12 protein-coding genes are annotated in these 18,475 nt (G+C 49.8%); 5 read left to right on the top strand and 7 right to left on the bottom strand.

Annotation, left to right across the window (positions count from 1 at the left end):
- Positions 1 to 150 precede the first annotated feature (150 nt).
- Together GWK09_RS04400 and GWK09_RS04395 are read left to right on the top strand one after the other, a co-directional pair.
- The gene (locus tag GWK09_RS04400) at positions 151 to 3,072 is read left to right on the top strand and encodes a SusC/RagA family TonB-linked outer membrane protein (RefSeq protein WP_163691782.1); all 2,922 of its coding nucleotides are present in this window, start codon (positions 151 to 153) and stop codon (positions 3,070 to 3,072) included.
- 10 nt (positions 3,073 to 3,082) lie between these two features.
- Entirely contained in the window at positions 3,083 to 4,411 is a 1,329-nt protein-coding gene (locus tag GWK09_RS04395; protein WP_163691781.1) for a RagB/SusD family nutrient uptake outer membrane protein, read from the top strand.
- 50 nt (positions 4,412 to 4,461) lie between these two features.
- On the opposite strand, the gene GWK09_RS04390 is transcribed toward GWK09_RS04395, so the two are convergent.
- Genes GWK09_RS04390 through GWK09_RS04375 form a run of 4 tightly spaced genes read right to left on the bottom strand, consistent with a single transcriptional unit; the run spans position 4,462 to position 11,109 of the window.
- The gene (locus tag GWK09_RS04390; protein WP_163691780.1) at positions 4,462 to 7,962 is read right to left on the bottom strand and encodes an efflux RND transporter permease subunit; all 3,501 of its coding nucleotides are present in this window, start codon (positions 7,960 to 7,962) and stop codon (positions 4,462 to 4,464) included.
- Positions 7,963 to 7,970: 8 nt separating this feature from the next.
- On the bottom strand, positions 7,971 to 9,140 hold the full coding sequence (locus tag GWK09_RS04385; RefSeq protein WP_163691779.1) for an efflux RND transporter periplasmic adaptor subunit: 1,170 nt from the start codon (positions 9,138 to 9,140) through the stop codon (positions 7,971 to 7,973).
- Between the two features lie 28 nt (positions 9,141 to 9,168).
- The gene (locus tag GWK09_RS04380) at positions 9,169 to 10,503 is read right to left on the bottom strand and encodes a TolC family protein (protein WP_163691778.1); all 1,335 of its coding nucleotides are present in this window, start codon (positions 10,501 to 10,503) and stop codon (positions 9,169 to 9,171) included.
- Positions 10,504 to 11,109: a TetR/AcrR family transcriptional regulator gene (locus GWK09_RS04375; protein WP_163691777.1), complete on the bottom strand. Its 606-nt coding sequence runs from the start codon at positions 11,107 to 11,109 to the stop codon at positions 10,504 to 10,506.
- Positions 11,110 to 11,268: 159 nt separating this feature from the next.
- On the opposite strand from GWK09_RS04375, the gene GWK09_RS04370 reads away from it, so the two are divergent.
- On the top strand, positions 11,269 to 12,243 hold the full coding sequence (locus GWK09_RS04370; protein WP_163691776.1) for a polyprenyl synthetase family protein: 975 nt from the start codon (positions 11,269 to 11,271) through the stop codon (positions 12,241 to 12,243).
- A 10-nt stretch (positions 12,244 to 12,253) separates the two neighbouring features.
- Here the strand turns inward: GWK09_RS04370 and GWK09_RS04365 are convergent, their stop codons facing one another.
- Entirely contained in the window at positions 12,254 to 13,429 is a 1,176-nt protein-coding gene (locus GWK09_RS04365; RefSeq protein ID WP_163691775.1) for a lycopene cyclase family protein, read from the bottom strand.
- Positions 13,430 to 13,474: 45 nt separating this feature from the next.
- Entirely contained in the window at positions 13,475 to 15,778 is a 2,304-nt protein-coding gene (locus GWK09_RS04360) for a TonB-dependent receptor (RefSeq protein WP_394367568.1), read from the bottom strand.
- Positions 15,779 to 15,846: 68 nt separating this feature from the next.
- Between GWK09_RS04360 and GWK09_RS04355 the strand changes: the two genes are divergently transcribed.
- Together GWK09_RS04355 and GWK09_RS04350 are read left to right on the top strand one after the other, a co-directional pair.
- Complete coding sequence (locus tag GWK09_RS04355; protein WP_163691774.1) at positions 15,847 to 16,506, top strand: metal-dependent transcriptional regulator; 660 nt, start codon at positions 15,847 to 15,849, stop codon at positions 16,504 to 16,506.
- Complete coding sequence (locus tag GWK09_RS04350; RefSeq protein ID WP_163691773.1) at positions 16,506 to 17,321, top strand: ZIP family metal transporter; 816 nt, start codon at positions 16,506 to 16,508, stop codon at positions 17,319 to 17,321. Before GWK09_RS04355 ends, GWK09_RS04350 begins: the two co-directional genes overlap by 1 nt.
- 7 nt (positions 17,322 to 17,328) lie before the next feature.
- Here GWK09_RS04350 and GWK09_RS04345 read toward each other — a convergent pair whose 3' ends face one another.
- Positions 17,329 to 18,468, bottom strand: a complete 1,140-nt coding sequence (locus GWK09_RS04345; protein ID WP_239530648.1) for an efflux RND transporter periplasmic adaptor subunit — start codon at positions 18,466 to 18,468, stop codon at positions 17,329 to 17,331.
- Between the last annotated feature and the right edge of the window lie 7 nt (positions 18,469 to 18,475).

Genomic DNA, 18,475 nt, shown 5'->3' with positions numbered 1-18,475 from the left:
AAGAAGTAATGCGCTCAACCCACAATTTAATGCCCTATTTTAGGCATTTAAGGACGGATTGTTACCGAAAGAAAATCGGAAATAAATTATAAGGTTGAAAAATGTTCACTACCTTGTAAGGTCGATAATCTAACTCAAAACTAAATCAACATGAAACAAAAACTACTTGGAAAGACATTCCTCTGGTTGTTCTTTGCCTTGCCCCTTCTGGGTTTTTCGCAGGGAACGGTTAGCGGGAATATTACGGATTCCAGTTACGGAGGCCCCCTGGCGGGGGTGAACGTCGTTGTGAAAGGGACCTCTAGAGGCGCTGTTTCCGACTTCGACGGAAATTATTCGATCAATGTGAACAGTTTTCCAGCCACCCTGGTCTTCACATCCCTTGGGTATGAGACCAAGGAACTGACGGTTGAAGGACCCACCACGCTGAACGTAAGTATGGCAGAATCAGCCACCGGACTGGACGAGGTCATCGTCACTGGTCTTGGAACATCCATCAAACGAAGTAACCTTGCCAATGCGGTGGCGACGGTTTCCAACCAGGAACTGGTGGGGACCACTGCCCAATCGACCCTGGACGGAGCCCTCTATGGGAAGCTGACAGGGGTGAACATCACCTCTTCTTCCGGCGCACCCGGAGGAGGTTTTGCCTTGAGACTCAGGGGTATCTCCTCTATTAACGGTAACAACCAGCCACTTTATATCGTTGACGGGGTGTATGTGAACAACGCAGAGATCCCATCCGGACTGCGTTTCGCCTCAGGGGCCAACAGGGGGAATGAGGAAAACTCGGCCAACAGGATCGCAGACCTCGACCCTAACGACATTCAGAACATCGAGGTCCTCAAAGGAGCTTCGGCAGCAGCCATCTATGGAACACGCGCTAATGCGGGGGTTGTGATCATTACCACCAAACGCGGTAGCCAGGGTAAGACTGAGGTCAAGTTCAGCCAGGATACAGGGTTCAATACCATCATTAAAAGGCTGGGCCTGAGGCCCTGGACCGCCCAAAGTGTGGAAGACACTTTTGGGGCCGCCGAGGTGACCCTCTACAACCAGGCCATTGCCAATGGCGGGCTCTTTGATTACGAAGACATCATTTACGGGGAAACCGGTCTCATCACCGATACCCGTATCAGTGCTAGCGGAGGTGATGAAAAGACCAAGTTCTATGTGGGGGCTTCCTACAGGAATGAGGAAGGGATCATTAAAAATACCGGGTTCGACCGATTCTCTCTCAGGGCGAATGTGGATCACAAAATATCCAATACCTTCAATTTCTCTGCTTCATCCAACTACGTAAGGAGCAGCTCCAGCAGGAGTTTTACGGGGAATGAGAACGAAGGGGGATTGAGTTACGGATATACCCTGGCTTTTACCAGGCCGTGGATCGACCTTTTCCCGGATGAGACAGGAACTTATCCCGATAACCCTAACTATTCCGGGAACCCGATATTTGTAAGGGACCTCGCCAAGAACGAAGACAAGAACAACCGTTTTATCCAGGGGATCAAGCTGGAGGCCAATGTGCTGAATACAGGGGATGATGCCGTAAAACTCATCTTTAATGGAGGGGCCGACTTCCTCGCGAATGAGACCTTTGTCTATGTACCGGAGACCCACCAGGCACAACGCGGCAATCAGAATGGCTTTATCGGAGTAGGTAAGAACAATTTCACAAACTTCAACTACCAGGGTATCGCCGTTTGGAATCACAATGCGATGGGGGGAGATCTTGCACTGACTTCCCAGGGGGGTATTTCTTACCTGGAGCAACAGGCCGATCTGATCTTTAACCAGTCGACCCAATTAATCCCGGACCAGACCAACCTGAGTCAGGGTTCAGCCCAGGCGATCACCCAGAACACCTCAGTAGTTAAGGAATTCGGGTATTTTGCCCAGGTTGAAGGGAATTACCAGGATCAATTGATCGCTACTGTGGGATATCGCTTTGACAAGTCGACCCTCAACGGGAACCCGAATAAATACTACGGTTTCCCAAAGGCATCCCTTGCTGTGAACCTCCACAACTTTGATTTTTGGAGTGATGGTGCACTGCAGAGGTTGAAGCTGAGGGCAGCGTATGGGGAAACAGGTTCTTCCGCAGCCTTCGGTTCTGCCTTTACCGGCCTGAACCAGGTTTCCATAGGAGGAGTCGGAGGATCATCGATCTCTGCTCTGAAAGGGGACCCGAACGTTGAGCCTGAGACCAGTTCAGAATTTGAGATTGGATTTGATGCCGGCCTTTTCAACAAAGTGAATCTGGAAGTCTCCTATTACAACCGAAACGTAAGTGACCTGCTCTTGAGCAGGGTACTGCCAACTTCCACCGGATTCGGATCAGAGACCACCAACCTTGCTGACCTCAAGAACTACGGGGTTGAGGTAGGGATCACAGTCAATCCGGTACAGGAAGAGAACTTCTTCTGGACCTCAAACATCAACTGGTGGTTTAACCGGTCTGAGATCACGAGGCTCGATGTTCCTCCATTCCCACAACCGGGAGCTGGTTTCGGGCTTGGACTTGGGACATTCTATATAGAGGAAGGAAAACCAGTGACTCAGCTGGCGGGGAACGTGAACGGCGTGCCTACCCAGATCGGGAATGTGGAACCCGATTTCCAGATGGGCTTCTTCAACAACTTTACGATTGCCAAGCAATTTGATGTATCATTCCTGTTACAATGGAAAAAAGGCGGGGACAATATCAACCTCTCCAAACTGCTGACTGATTTAGGGGGAACCACACCCGATCTGGACACTCCTGAAGCCCAAGAAAGAACGAGCCTTGGCTTTGTAGCGGAGAGGTTTGTAGAACCGGCAGGATACCTCAGATTAAGGGAGGCAGCTGTATACTACAGATTGCCATCCAGCGCACTCGCGTTCTTCGGGGATACCGTTACTGGTGTAAAATTAGGAGTTTCCGGAAGGAACATCTTTACCATCACGGACTACAGCAGTTACGATCCGGAAACCTCCACAAACGGAGGGGCCGGCTTGTCTTCTGGGATAGAGGTAACACCCTTCCCCAGCACCAAGCAGTTCTACTTTCACTTAAATGTTAATTTCTAAAAAAATAGCGATGAAAATCATACAGAAATATTATTCAATTGGAGGTTTGGCGCTCTTGGTATTCTTTGGTGCCTTTATCTCCGCCTGTTCCTTTGATGAACAGGTTGATCCGAACAGGCCCAGTCTGGCGGGGGTTCTCACCGATGCTTCACAGAACCAGCTAAACAATCTGGTGGTAGGAGTAGAATCGGCCATGAGGAATTCACTTCCCATACAGACCACGGCCTCAGGAACCATGGCCAGGGAATTGTATCTCTTTGACGCAGATCCCCGCAATACGGGAGACCTGTTGGGAGGCAATGGCAGCAATCTGGATAACAACTCTTTTTACTCCACTGCACCCTGGGGAGGCAGGTACGTATCCATTAAGAATGCGAATATTCTTTTGCAATCCCTGGATAATACCACCTCGGTGACGGATACGCAGAAGGCCGGGTACAGAGGATTTGCCAAAACTGTTATCGCCTATGAGCTGATCGAGGTGTTAAAGATGTATAACAGGGCCCGTATAGACGTGGCTGACCCGGACAATCTGGGTCCAATCCTGGAGTTTGATGCGGCACTTACGGCTGTAAGAGCCTTGTTAGACGAGGCTTTATCTGACCTCAACGGTGCAGGTTCGGAATTCGCATTCCCCCTGGCCGGTTTTGACGGCTTCGACACCCCCAGTACCTTTGCCCAGTTCAACAGGGCTACTGCAGCGGTGGCAGCGGTATACGCAGGGGATGGAGGGGCCGCCCTCACCGCTCTCTCCAATTCGTATTTCGACCTCAATGGAGATCTCAATATTGGACCTAAGCACATTTTCAGCCTGGACAGCGGAGACCAGACCAATGGTCTTTTCAAGATCCCTGACAATAACGGGGACCAGATCATCGTGCATGATTCCTTTATTGCGGATGCTGAGGCCGGGGACACACGAGTGAGCAGCAAGACGCTGATCCGCGCCAATCCAACTACGCAGGATGACCTGTCAGGCGCCTATCAAACCGCTCTGTACGCTTCAAATATCTCACCCATCGATATGTGCCGAAATGAGGAATTGATCCTGGTATACGCAGAGGCCAATATCCTGACGAATGACCTTTCAGAAGCAGAAAATGCCTTGAATGTGATCAGGAACTCAGCTGGTCTTGCAGACTTGCCATTGCCTATTGTTCCCTATACGGCCGAGGAACTAACCACGGAACTTTTGAACCAAAGAAGGTATTCCCTCTGGTGTGAGAACCACAGGATGTTCGACCTGAGGCGATATAACCTGTCTAATACCCTGCCGATCGACAGGGCTGGAGATCAGATCTTTAATATCATGCCGACGCCATTGTCGGAAAATGAATAGAAAACAAGAAAGATAAAGGCCGCCCATTGAGGCGGCCTTTTTTATTGGGATCAGGCGGCAATCTCAACCTCCTTTTGTTCAAGGGCTTCGGCCTTGCCCGGGCGGAAGAAGAGTTTGATGCGATAGGTTATGTTGAACAATACGGGGACGATGATCAGGGTCAGGAAGGTAGCTATGATCAAACCAAAGATCACCGTCCATGCCAGGGGTCCCCAGAAGATCACGTTATCCCCGCCAACATAGATCTTGGGATCACCCGTTGAGAAGAGGGAGAAGAAGTCGATATTCAGACCCACCGCAAGGGGTATGAGTCCGAGCACAGTGGTTACCGCGGTCAGGATCACCGGCCGGAGCCTCGCCTTTCCTCCTTTTACAATAGCCACGGTGACGTCCTCAAGGGGCAACAGGTCGTAATCATCCAGTCCCAGCGCCAATTTTCGGCGATCGATCAGGATCTGGGTGTAATCGAGGAGGACTACTCCATTGTTTACCACGATCCCTGCCAGGGCGATGATTCCCATCATGGTCATCATGATCACAAAGGGCCAACCGGTAACCATCAGGCCGCCGAATACTCCTATAAAACTCAGGAAAATGGCGGTCATGATGATTGCAGGTTTGGAGATCCCCCCGAACTGGAAGATCAGGATAAGCATAATTAACCCCAGTCCGGAGAAAAAGGCCCCGACCAGAAATTGCATTTGCTTGTTCTGCTCTTCGATCTGCCCGGTAAAGTCGAGTCTCACATCTTCAGGTAGGTCCTGGAAGTTCTCCATTTCTTTCTGGATATCAGCTACGACCGCTCCGGCATCAGTAAAACCTGGTTTTAGCCCTGAATACACCGTGACCACACGTTTGTTGTCCCTGTGCTTGATCGCACTAAAGGAAGAGGTGTTTTTCTGCGACGCTACGGCGGATACGGGTATCTCTTTGATCCGACCCGTGGCCTGGTCCCTGAAAATGATGTTCTGGTTGAACAGGGCACTCTTGTCATATCTCATATCTTCCTTGAAGCGTACATTGATATCGTAGTCCTCTCCGTTAAACTTGTAGATCCCCGCTTTTTCCCCAAAGAGGGAACGCCTCAGTTGCTGGCCTACCTGTCCTACGCTTACGCCCAATTCTCCCGCTTTTTCCCGGTCGACCTCCACATTCATGGAAGGCTTGCCTTTGTTGACATCGATCTTGAGTTCCTCGATCCCTGCGATGTTTTTGCGGTTGATGAAGTTGCGGATATTCTCAGCGGTATTGATCAATACGTCGTAATCCTTGCCTTCCAGCTCGATATTAATAGGATAGCCGGAGGGAGGACCCACGGCGTCCTTTTCTACGGAGATGGATACACCCGGATAAATACCCGTAAGGTCGTCCTGTATCTCTTTCCTCAGTTGTTCTGTATCCAGGCCGTTGCGGTATTTAAATTCCCGCATAGAAAGGGTGATCTTTCCTCTGTGGGGCATTTCTGCTGAAGAACCCCCGTCTGTATAAGGGTTTCCGGCACCCTCTCCCACCTGGGAAACCCCGGAAGAAAGGAGGAAATTATAATCGGCCTGTTTGTATTTGGGTTGGTTGGCCACGGCATATACCCGGTCCTCGATCGCTTTGGTGAGCTCATCAGTCTTCTCTATGGCCGTACCCTGCGGGTATTCGATATACACGTTGATCTCGTTAGGGGTGTTGTCCGGAAAGAATTCCACTTTTGTCCTGCCACTTCCCAGGGACAATCCAAAGAGCATGATGGTTACCACCAGGAGCAATCCTGTAATGCCGGCGAACCAATAGACATTGTTTCCCCTGAGCGAATATTTGATCTGTCGCTCGTAGAAATTTTCAAATTTTACGAGTGTGGTGCTCTGGAACTTCCTTGCCCATTTTTTAATGGCGTATTTGTACGCCCAGAACAGGAAGACATTCAGGATCATCAGGCTACCGAGTCCGCGCAGGCTACCCCCGAAAATAAGGATCAGCACACCAAGACCTCCCAGGATAATCGAGAGCCTGAAAAGTTGTTTGCGGGTCAGTTCCTTGTCGCCAACTTCCATATAGCGGGAAACCAGCATGGAGTTCATAAAGATGGCCACAAAGAGGGAGGAGCCCAACACCACGGAAAGCGTGATGGGAAAATAGATCATGAATTGCCCGAAGATCCCCGGCCAGAGGCCCAGGGGAACGAAAGCGGCCACCGTGGTCAGGGTGGAAACGATGATCGGAAAGGCGATCTCCCCTATCCCTTTTTTGGCGGCAGCGATCCGCGACATCCCTTCCTGTTCCATGAGGCGGTACACGTTCTCCACCACGACAACCCCGTTGTCTACCAGCATCCCCAGACCCATGATCAGGCCGAAAAGGATCATTGTATTCAGGGTATAGCCGAGTGCCGAGAGGATCATAAAGGACATGAACATAGACATGGGGATGGCAAAACCGACAAAGAGAGCATTCCTGAATCCGAGGAAGAACATAAGTACGGTCACCACCAGGATGATCCCGAAGATGATATTATTGACCAGGTCATCTACCTGTCCCAGAGTCCTGCTGGACGAATCGTTGGCGATGGTCAGGGTGAGGTCCTTGGGATAGTAATTTTCTTCGGCATCCGCGACAATCTTTTTGATCTCATTGATGGCTTCTATGGTGTTTCTCCCGGACCGTTTCTTCACGTCGAGCATAACCACATTGTCGCCAAATTCACGGGCGTAGGTGGTCTTGTCCTTTTCATCGAAGGTAACGGTGGCTATGTCTTTCAGGTATACGGCTCCGTTCTCCGATTTAACCACGAAATCGTTTAATTCCTGAGGATCCTGGATCTCCCCTAGGATACGGATGGTCCTTCTTTGATTGATGGTCTTGAGGTTTCCGGCAGACATGGTCATATTGCCGTTGGAGATGGCCTGAAGCACGTCCTGGAAACTGACCTTGGCCGCCATCATCCTGTACACGTCCACAGCCACTTCCACTTCCTTCTCCTGGGCACCACGGATATCCACTTCTTTCACCTGTGGCAGGTCCTCTATCCTGTCTTCCAGGTATTCTGCGTATTCCTTGAGTTTTTCGACCGGATAATCACCGGTGAAGTTGATGTTGATAATGGGGATCTGTTCTGCCAGGTTAAGGTCGAACACGTTGGGCTCTACCTTGGCACCGTTAAAAAGGGGCCAGTCCTCACTGGCCTTTTCCGCATCCACCTCGTCCTTTACCTTCTGCTTGGCTTCCTCTACGGTGATATCCTCGTCGAACTCGGCCGTGATAATACTGTAGTCTTCCTGGGAGGTCGAGGTGAGCTCCACCAGGTTGCTGACGTTTTTGATACGGTCCTCAAGGGGGTCGGTGATCAACCGCTCTACATCCTCGGCGGTGTTACCGGGGTAGGGCGTACTGATATAAACCTTGGTCTCCACGACCTCAGGAAAGTCTTCCCGGGGAAGTGCCATATAGGCCCCGTACCCCATAAAGAGGAAGATAGCGATCATCACATAGACCACAGAGGGGTTGTCTATGGCCCAGGATGAGGGCCTGAATTCCTTATCGGCGTTCTTTTTCTGTTTGCTCATGTCTGGGATCACTTAATGATTTGGACGTCCTGGTTGTCTTTCACGCTTCTCGCCCCTTCCTGAATGATGAGTTCCCCGGGCTGTAGGCCGTTCAGGATCTCCACAAACCTTCCCTGGGTCATTCCTGTGACCACCACCCTTTTGCGGGCCGTACCTTTCATGTCGTCTGTGGGGTTCTCTGCAATGAAGACGTATTGCTCCCCCTCCGCATTTTCGGAGATCACACTCTGGGGCACGAGCAGGGCTTCAGGGTTGGTGTAATCGTTGATCAATACCCGAGCGCTGAGATTGGGTTTGATCGTACCGCTCTCATTGGGTACCGGGATCTCCACAGTGAAGGAGCGGTTGTTGGGATTAATGTGGTTGCCAGCCTGCCTGACCCTGGTCTGAACTGAGTCGCCCAAAACGGGGAAATACACTTTGGCATTGGTACCTTCGTCTATACTGCCCACATAGGTCTCCGGAACATCCACGGTAAGGTACATATTGCTGAGGTTGACGATCCTGAATACTTCCGATCCCGGACCTGGGGCAACCACTGTTCCCTGGTCTTTGATAACGTCGTCAATGATCCCGCTAAAGGGAGCCCGTATGGCTGACTTCGCCAGCTGACGCTCCACTTGTTGTACACTATTCCTGCTTGCCTCGTAGGAGGTCTTGGCCTGGAGGTACTGGATCTCAGAGCCTATGTTCTGTTCCCAAAGTCTCTTTTGTCTTTCGTATGTGGTCTCTGCCAGGGCAGCCTGGGCCTTGAGTTGCTCGAGCTGGTTGGCCATACCCCCGTGGTCTATACTAGCCAGCAATTGACCCTTAACCACTTTGTCGCCTTCCGTTACGTAGACCCTCTCCAGGGTACCGGCCATTTCGGGGTAGATCAGAACATTCTGTTTAGTGGCGACATCACCCTGCAATTCAAGGAAGTGTTCAAAATTCCCGGAGTTGACCTCGAAGGTATTCACTAGGGGTAATTTGGTGTCTGCATCGAGGATGGCTATGACGGAGTCCAGAGCTTTGACCTGGTCGCTGATGGACTTCATTTCTTCAGATAAGCTTGATTTTTTTGACCTGATGGCTTCCAGATCGCCATTGGCGATAAGGGTTTCCAGGGATTCGTTCTGGTCTCCCCCGCAGGAGATCAGCAAGACAAAGAGGGTCAGGATTGGGATACTAGTTTTCATTTTGGTATGTGGATTTGTATGAGGTTTATCAATTGTTTACAATTACTTCCAATTCGGTCTTGGTGTTGATAACGTCTACCATGGATTGAAGGTATTCCTGCTGGGCATTGTACAACTGTGTTTGTGCCTGCCTGAGTTCGAAGCTGGAAGCTATGCCTTCTTTGTATTTGATCTGATTTTTTCTCTCGATCCTCTCCGCGAGATTCAAATTTTCCTGGGTGGTAGCGTATTGTTCTATGGCCAGTTGGTAATCGCTTTTTGCCTTTTCGAGTTGCAAACGGATCTGTTCCTGGGTTTCTGTGAGTTGTGTCTTTGCTTTTTCCAAGGCTATTTTGGCCCTTTGGGTGCTAGCACTTCGCCTGAGCGAACTGAAAATGGGAATGCTGAGGTCGAATCCGAGGATGGATTGATCGAACCACTGCTGGTCACTGTCAAAGAAGGTAAAAGATTCGCTGAAGGCTGTGCTCCCGTAGTTAAGGAAGGCGTTCAGGGTGGGCAGGGCCCGACTCTTGGCCAGTTTGAGCTCGAAATACCTCTGTTCATTCAGGTTGTTCACCAGTTTAAAGTCCACGTTGTTCTCCATGATGAAAGGGGCGTCCAACACGGTGGGATCGACGTATTCTCGGGCGAGATCGTCCAAATTCTCCTTTAGACTGGTCTGGGCATCGAGCGGAAGTCCCATCACCAGGTTGAGCATCTGGAGGGTGATGGTCTCAAGTCGCCTCGCATTGTTCAACTGGCTTTCCACGGTAGAGAAAGTGATCTGCAATTGCTCTACACTTTCCTCTTCTGCGAGTCCGTTCTCGAATAACTTGCGGGTCTCGTATAGATTGCTGCTGAGGGCCTCGAGGTTTCTGTTGAGTATTTCTACGGATTCCCGAGCCAGGAGGACATTGCCATAAGCTTCTACCACGGCCTTTCTGACCTCCTGCCTTGTCTTTTCCTTGTTGTTCTGGCTGTAGCTCAAAAAAGCTTTGGTAGCCTGTACCCCTACAATATAAGACCCGTCAAAGATCTGCTGCCTGAGGGTGGCTGTAGCCGTGGCCTGTTGGGGAAGTCCAAAGACAATAGGCACGAAGTCCCCTGCTTGTCCGCCAAAGAATTCAGCCGGTACCAGAGATACGGGTTGCTTCAAAAAGTTCTGGTAACTGACATCCCCGGTGATCTGGGGCAAGCCCGAAGCGATGGTCTCCCATTTTTGCTTTTGGGCGTCGATGATGTCCCTTTCGGCGTTGACTGCCTTATAGTTGTTCTCCAGGGCAAAAGCTATGGCCTCTTCCAGGGTAAAGGAGGTGGGATTATCCTGAGCAAAACATACCATGGAAAGGAAGAGCAGAGCGATAGTAAAACTATAAAGTTTCATTTACTGGTTATTTGAGTGGATAATTTCATTGAGTATTTTACGACCCTCCGGGGTGACGATCCCCCTGAGGTGATATTCGAGATAGTCGTCCATAAGCTGTGTCTTCGGAAATTCGTCCTCTGGAAAAAGGGTGTGGTCTTTGATGCTGGTTACGCCGGTAAAATAGATCCTCGCAATAAAGTTCACATTCAGGTTAGGACGGTAGATCCCCAGGTCGATCCCTCTTCGGATATTATCGACCACACAGGTCTGCATGAGGTCAAATTGTCTCATTCGCATGGCGTTGTGTATGCGCGGATAATATTTCTGAAGTTGGAACTGGGGAGAAGCTTTTTCGTCCTTGAGGTGCTTCATGGCAAATTTTTTGATCTCGTAGAGTTCCTCTATCGGATTCTTCTGCAGGCTGCAAATGGCGTTGATGCCTTCGGAGATCGTTTCAAAAAGACAGGAAGTAGAGGCCTCGACCAATTTGGTCTTATTGTCAAAATGGGAGTAAATGGTCTTTTTGGATATGCCCATCTCATTGGCCAGGTCGTCCATGGTCACGCTTTTAAAGCCCAGGGAAAGGAACATGTCAGTGGCCTTATCCAGAATTTTTTCTCTCATAGGGGGCCAAAAATATAAAGGAAACTTTAAAAACAAAAAAAGTTTCCAAAGTTTTACGTTTCTTTAACATAGCCTTCTTATCTGGAATTTTCACTGTTTTTGAAGTGTTCGAAAAGGCTTTGTGATGATTTCCCCTATTTTTGAAAAAAAAAATTGCCCATGCAGCTTGTCGCGTTTTACAGAGATCGATTTGAAGAGCATCTCCTTTCGGGAATAAAACCCAGGGAGCCCAGGTCTTTGTATGATCCTGTTTTTTATATACTGAAACTGGGGGGAAAGCGACTGAGGCCGGCCCTTACCCTGTTCTCCTCCGAACTTTTTGGGGGAAGCTACCAGAATGCCCTGGGTGCTGCTCTGGCCATTGAGTATTTCCACAATTTCTCCCTGATCCATGACGACATCATGGATGAAGCTCCTCTCAGACGTGGGAAACCTACGGTACACAAGAGATGGGACCTCAATACAGGGATCCTCTCAGGAGACGTCATGCTAATTGAGGCATATAGATTCCTGGAAGAGTATCCCCCTGAAATTTTCAAAAGACTGACGACAGTGTTCAGCAAAACGGCCGTGGAAGTTTGTGAAGGTCAGCAATACGATATGGATTTTGAGACACGGGATGACGTTACCGTACCGGAGTACCTCAGGATGATCGAATACAAAACAGCGGTGCTGGTAGGAGCGTCCGTTAGGATGGGTGCGATCACGGCAGGAGCCTCAGAGGAAGATCAACAAAATATATACGACTTTGGCCTTAACTTAGGAATCGCCTTCCAGCTTCAGGATGACTATCTGGATGCCTTTGGGGACCCCAAGTCATTCGGAAAACAGGTAGGGGGAGACATCATCGAGAACAAAAAGACCTACCTCTATCTCAAAGCTCTGGAAATGGGTGATGAAGCTCTGGACAGGGAATTAAAGGACCTCTTCTCCATCCAGCCAAGGCAGGCCGATAAAAAGATCCGTCGTGTAAAGGAGATCTACTCCCAGACCGGGGCCACTGAGGATACTAAAAAAGCTATTGCCAGTTTCACCGACAGAGCGTTCTCCTGCCTTGAAAAGATAGACCTGCCTGTGGAAAAGAAGGAGATCCTCATGGAATTTGGGAAAGACCTGATGGGGAGAAAGGTATAGAGGAGATCGTCTACCAGCGTTTTTTCTTACCCGTAACCGCCCAGAACAAGTGGCGAATTAAGGATTTGATAAAAGGAATAGGATTTGGGGCCATCATAATGTAGACGTCCTCATACCAGCTCGTCTCCTCATCCAGGAACTTCAGGATAAGCTGGGGCTTCCGCTTTTTGAAAAGGGATTCGAAAATAGGCTTCCCCAATTCATTGTTTCTGTACAGGATGTTTAGCAACAGCAGGTCATAATACCAGAACCTGCTCTTCTTTTGAAAGGCAGACAGGGGTTTGTTACTCTTTAGATACCGAAGCAGCGCATCCGTTTTTTTGGCCGTATTCATAAAGGTATACCCTGTGCTGGGTTTACTCCAACCCCCGGCGGTACCGATGTGAAAAATGTGGGGGGTATTGTGCTGGGCAAAGTCGTAACAGGTCATGGGAATGCTGCCCTTTTCCCTATCTGTGATTTCATAATCAGGACATTTAAACTCGCGGACCATATATTCCCTGATGGCTTCTTCGTATTCTTCATCCCTGAGGAGTTTGGGCGAGAACAGGGTATATTCCACTAATGCCTCATATTCGCTGAAAGGAAGCACATACATAAACCGGGTATTCCCTTTCTGGGGGATGGAAAAATCCATAAAAGTGGCCCTTCCTGCATGGAATACGGGATCTTTGGTCCGTATGAACCAGCCGATAAAATGTTGTTTAAGAATGGGGTAAGCCGGGTCTTTTCCGATCTTCTGGTAGGTGAACAAACTATTGAAGACCTGCTGGGCCCTGTATACATTTTTGGTGGTGCGAACAAGGGCGGGGCCATCTGAGTCCTCGGAAATTTCGGTTACGGATTCCTGTAGGAAGGTTATGTGGGAATAGGTTTGTATCCTTGAGAGGTAATCGGAATAAAAATCGATTCCCCTCACCATCTTGTAGGAATATGGGGCTATGTCATATGTTTTTTTGAGATTCTCTCCTGAGAGATAGATCTGGTCCCATCTTTTGTGAAGAATCTCGTCAAAAGGTCCGTTATCTTTCTCCCAGTAACACCAGGTACGATCGTTAGTCCTTTTGGTTTCCCTGTCCAGCAACAGGATCTTCCTGTGCCGGAAAGCCGGGTCCTTTCCCATTCCATCGGCCAGCATGAGTCCTGCTGCACCGGCACCAATGATGATGAAGTCGTATTCTGTCATGGACCACTCAAGAAGCGCTAAGGTACGAATTATGGGTGTATCCTTCTACAGCCGATACCGTAGCCCTAAAAAGGCCCGTATTCCCTGATTGGGTCCGTACACGTAGGTAGGATCGAAGGTGAGGGCGTAGGGATTGTCAGGGGTGGCCACCACCTGCCCGTCAGGGTTATAGGCCACATTTCTGTCAAAGGGATCATCAGCTCTGGCGATAATAAAGGGCGCGCTTCTGTTGGGTGTCCAGTTAAGGAGGTTCTTCACCCCTCCGTAGATCTCAAAATTATCCAAACCAGAATAGGTGAGCTGTATATTTTGAATGCTCCAGGTAGGGGAGTATTCACTGCGGGGATCGAGCTCGCCCAACAAGGGGAGCCGCATAGGGCCATAGATGTTGCCTGTGTAGTCCAGCAGGAGGCGAAGGGGCCTGATCTCGTAGGTAATGCCCCATGTACCTGTGAATTGTTCCGTCAGGATCTGTCTGGTCTTTATGCCGTTCTCTGTACTTGAAACATCCATAAGCGTAGCACCCACCAGAACTTTGAGTCCGCTTGGCAATGCGAGGTCCATATTCGCACTGATCCCTTTGGAGATAGAATTGCCATCGAGATTGTCGTATATGATCTGATCCGTATTGGTCTCGTAATCGGGGATGATACGGTTCGTAAAGTAGGTGTAGAAGAGGGAAGCGTCCAGGTTCAGGTAAATGCCGCCCGAGCTGTAAATCTTTTTGGAGTAATTGATGTTGATGTTATAGGAGCGTTCGGGATCGAGTTCCTCCCTGATTACGACTTCCCTTGCGCCGGTCAGGGCTGCGTGTTCTTCCGTGAAGAGGTTAACTACCCGGAAACCAGTTCCCGCATTGAGGCGGAACAGGTCGGAATCAGAAACCTTCCATTTATAGGCGAACCTGGGGGTGAAGATGACTCCGTGCCTTTGGTCGAGATCGAGACGGGAACCCAGTAAAAGGGAGTGTTTTTCCCCAAGACCGATCTCGTCCTGGGCGAAAAGGCTGGGGATCCAAACCTCATCCGGATTGTTCCCGAACTGGTTAGAGGTTGCGGGGGTATTGTCATCGTAATAGTTGTACCGAACCGCTGCACCCAACAGCAGGTCGTGGGCATTCCATTCGGGCCCCCAGGTAAGTTGCCCAAATCCTATGCGCTGGTCGGCCAGATAGGTGGTGTTCCCATACACGGAATTCTGGTCGTGGCTGGTGTAGGAAAATGAAAGCATAAAGGGGGTATCGACCGGCAACTGGTATCTCCCGAGCAATTCCCACCGACTCGTATAAATGCTCTCTCCATAGATCTGGTCCCCTCCTCTGAATTCGGGTGTCCATTGCATTTCTCCTCCCCAGCGGTCCTCGTACAGATACCGGCCTGCCAGAGAGAATATACGTTGTTTAGGCCTCAGGAAATTCCATTTCTGGAATACGGAAATGCGGTTCTGAAGAGTGACGTCCGTGAAGTTGTCATTATTGTTGTCTATAGGGATGTCGTAGTTGAAGTAATTCAATCCCAGGAGCAGGGAGGTCTTATCGCCCAGGGCAAATTTCGAACCCAAATCGAGGTTGTATTCACCCCAGCCGGTCATGTATCCGTCTGCTTCGAGTTCCGGAGCTTCCGGGGGGTGTTTGGTGATAATATTGATCAGTCCTCCAACGGCTTCACTTCCATAGAGGGAGGAGGCCGGACCTTTGACGATCTCTACCTGAGAGATCAGTGAATTCGGGATGCCTGAAAGACCGTAAACGGTACCCAACCCGCTGATGATAGGCATGCCGTCAATCAGGACGAGGGTATAAGGGCCTTCCAGACCGTTGATATGTATATCTCCGGTATTACATACATTGCAGTTTACCTGGGGCCTGACGCCATTCACATTAGCCAGTGCCTCGAAGACATTAGGGCTGGGGTTTTTTTGAAGGAAAGCGGGGGAGTAGACTTCTACGGGGACCGGACTGGCCAGGCGCCTTACTGGTTTCAGAGTACCGCTCACCACGATATCATCGAGGGATTCGACCGATGGGGAAAGGGAGATATCCAGGACCCTGTGTTCATTTTCGGACAGCGTTATCTTTATGGCAAAAGGTTCAAACCCTATGGCGGAGGCAAGGATTTCATAGGTGCCCTTTTCCAGCGGTTCGAGACGGTATTGACCTTCTGCATCACTGGAAGTGCCGATCCGGGAACCCCTGATCCTGATATTGACGTCAGGAATGGGTTCGGAAACAGAGGTAACCCTGCCGGAGATACTGGCCATTTGGGATTGTCCCTGTAATGGAGCACCCAGGAACAATCCCAAAAACATAATCAATATCCATTTGATCGGGGCATCCATCATCAGCATCATAAAATTTAGACAAATCTAAAAATATGTTTTTACAAATAAAAATGTATTTTTGTTCTATTGAAAAGTATATGACGCAGTCAGAAGAGAATTACCTGAAGGCCATCTACCATCTGGGCCGACAGAATCCCGGGGTGATCTCCACCAACGCCATCGCGGAGGAAATGCAAACCAAGCCTTCCTCTGTGACGGATATGGTAAAACGCCTTGCAGAAAAAGGGTACTTGAATTACAGGAAGTACCAGGGGGTGAACCTCAGTGAAAAGGGAAGGCATAAGGCGCTTATGATCATCAGGAAACACCGGTTATGGGAGACCTTTCTGGTAGAAAAAATGAACTTTACCTGGGACGAGGTTCACGAGATAGCCGAACAACTCGAGCATATTCAAAGTGAAAAACTGATCGATGAACTCGACCGCTTCCTTTCCTATCCCAAGGTAGATCCGCATGGTGATCCCATCCCCGACAGGAACGGGGACGTGGAATCCCGAAATTCGAAACTTCTCAGCAATTTGGATATCAATGCCTCCGGGATTTGTATCGGAGTGCGGGATTCATCCAGTTCCTTCCTGCGGTATCTCGACAAGAACGAGATCGCCTTAGGGGATCGTATATACGTCATGGAGAAGGAGGATTTCGACGATTCCATAAGTGTTCGGATCGGCAACCGAAATCTTCAGTTATCTCATGCTATCGCTTCAAATCTCATTGTGACACAGGAACTGGAATAATGGAACAGGTAATCTCGTATTTTGAATCGATCAACCCTATATTGGGGGCTTTGTACGCTACGTTGTTCACCTGGGGCCTCACTGCGGCCGGCGCTTCCCTCGTGTTCTTCTTCAAGACCATGAACCGGGCCGTATTGGACGGGATGCTCGGATTTACCGGAGGGGTCATGGTAGCGGCAAGTTTCTGGAGCCTGCTCGCCCCCGGTATCGAAATGAGCCCCGGAACCGGATTTGTCAAGGTTATTCCGGCAGCCGTAGGATTTTTGCTGGGGGCTGCATTCATTTTTGGGCTCGACAAGGTTTTGCCCCATGTACACATCAACTTCAAACAATCCGAAGGGATCAAAACCCCCTGGCACAGGACCACCTTATTAACCCTCGCCATAACCCTTCACAATATTCCGGAAGGTCTTGCCGTAGGGGTCATGTTCGGAGGGGTCGCCGCCGGGTTCGAAGGGGTCAACATCGGTTTGGCGGTTGCCCTGGCCCTGGGAATTGGTTTGCAGAATTTCCCGGAAGGCTTCGCTGTGGCGATGCCGCTCCGCAGGCAAGGCCTTAGTCGGACTAAAAGTTTTCTTTATGGGCAGGCTTCTGCTGCCGTAGAGCCCATCGCTGCCGTTCTCGGGGCCTGGGCCGTACTCACTTTTCAGCCTATTTTGCCTTATGCCCTTTCCTTTGCAGCCGGTGCGATGATCTTCGTGGTGGTGGAAGAGGTAATTCCCGAGACCCAGCAGGACAAATATACCGATGTGGCCACCATGGGGTTCATAGGTGGGTTCATCATCATGATGGCCCTGGATGTAGGCCTGGGCTAGTACCCTGCTACAGATCACCGGACAGAAGTGAAAAGGCCCCTTCGGTCAAATAGGTTTCGCCTATTTCGGCAGGATCCTCAAACTCCAGGGCGGCATACCCCTGATATCTCTGTCCGACCTTTACCTGAACTTTCTCGAATATATATCCCCCGGCATTCTTTTCCTTTAATCTCAGTGCGTAAACCGTATCCTCTATCTCAACGAGGGCCGACTCAGGCAAGGAGGGATGTGTGTCCTGGGAAGTTATGATCTCTGCTTCCACGAACATCCCTGTCAGGAATCTGTGGTGGTCCTCTTCCTTTAGATGTGCGTGCACTTTTACGGTTCGATTCTCGTCTATGTGAGCACCGATGAGGTAAACCCGGGCCTCAAAGACTTCAGGGGAAGCTTCCGGGATGACGAACTGGATATGCTGCTCCTTGCTGAGTTTCATAATGTCTTTCTCAAACACTTTCAGTTCAAGGTGGATGTGGTCATTATCCGTGATCTCCAGGATCTCATCAGAAGGAGAGACGTACATCCCCTTGGAGACATTCATCGAAGTGATACTGCCTGAAATAGGGGAATAGAGGGTCGCTGTAGAGCTAATAAATCCCCCTTCCACACTGGGAATAGAAAAATTCAGCATCTTCAGTTTTTCCCTGAGGGCGTTGTACTGCGCCAATTTCCCCTTGTAATCGCTTTCCGCTTTCAGGAAATTCTTCTGGGAGGATATATTTTCAGCTACCAGCTGTTTTTGCCTCTCATAATCGGCCTGCATGAATCTCAGCTGTTGTCCGACTTCCAGGAAATCCTGCTGGAGAGTGATGAATTCCGGATTTTCGAGGACGACCAACGATTGTCCTTTCCTCACCTGATCGCCTACAAGCAAAGGGGTCTCCCTGATGTAGCCTCCCATGAAGGCACTGACCACGGCCCGGTTTTGAGGGGGTACGTCAATCATTCCCGTAGCTTGCACGGATCTTGGGAACGACCGTTCTTCCGGTGAAGAGAGTTGCATTTTGGCATTTTCAAACTGTTCTTCTGAAATAGTGATCGTCCTTCCAGGGGATTTTCCAGCCTCCCCGGCTTCCTGATCCTTTTGCTTACAGCCGGTCAGGATCGCTGTCAGAAGGGCGATATGGAGGCTTATTGTTCTCAGGGACATAGTCGTA

It is taken from the genome of Muriicola jejuensis (genome assembly GCF_010671595.1).
Classification (GTDB): Bacteria; Bacteroidota; Bacteroidia; order Flavobacteriales; family Flavobacteriaceae; genus Muriicola; species Muriicola jejuensis.
This window is presented reverse-complemented; position numbering and strand designations above follow the sequence as displayed.

Bases quoted from the DNA above. Each gene is read 5' to 3' on its own strand.
- GWK09_RS04395 (WP_163691781.1), top strand. From the start codon at position 3,083: ATGAAAATCATACAGAAATATTATTCAATTGGAGGTTTGGCGCTCTTG.
- GWK09_RS04345 (WP_239530648.1), bottom strand. From the start codon at position 18,468: ATGTCCCTGAGAACAATAAGCCTCCATATCGCCCTTCTGACAGCGATC.
- GWK09_RS04365 (WP_163691775.1), bottom strand. From the start codon at position 13,429: ATGACAGAATACGACTTCATCATCATTGGTGCCGGTGCAGCAGGACTC.
- GWK09_RS04360 (WP_394367568.1), bottom strand. From the start codon at position 15,778: ATGATGCTGATGATGGATGCCCCGATCAAATGGATATTGATTATGTTT.
- GWK09_RS04370 (WP_163691776.1), top strand. From the start codon at position 11,269: ATGCAGCTTGTCGCGTTTTACAGAGATCGATTTGAAGAGCATCTCCTT.
- GWK09_RS04350 (WP_163691773.1), top strand. From the start codon at position 16,506: ATGGAACAGGTAATCTCGTATTTTGAATCGATCAACCCTATATTGGGG.
- GWK09_RS04380 (WP_163691778.1), bottom strand. From the start codon at position 10,503: ATGAAACTTTATAGTTTTACTATCGCTCTGCTCTTCCTTTCCATGGTA.
- GWK09_RS04385 (WP_163691779.1), bottom strand. From the start codon at position 9,140: ATGAAAACTAGTATCCCAATCCTGACCCTCTTTGTCTTGCTGATCTCC.
- GWK09_RS04355 (WP_163691774.1), top strand. From the start codon at position 15,847: ATGACGCAGTCAGAAGAGAATTACCTGAAGGCCATCTACCATCTGGGC.
- GWK09_RS04375 (WP_163691777.1), bottom strand. From the start codon at position 11,109: ATGAGAGAAAAAATTCTGGATAAGGCCACTGACATGTTCCTTTCCCTG.
- GWK09_RS04390 (WP_163691780.1), bottom strand. From the start codon at position 7,962: ATGAGCAAACAGAAAAAGAACGCCGATAAGGAATTCAGGCCCTCATCC.
- GWK09_RS04400 (WP_163691782.1), top strand. From the start codon at position 151: ATGAAACAAAAACTACTTGGAAAGACATTCCTCTGGTTGTTCTTTGCC.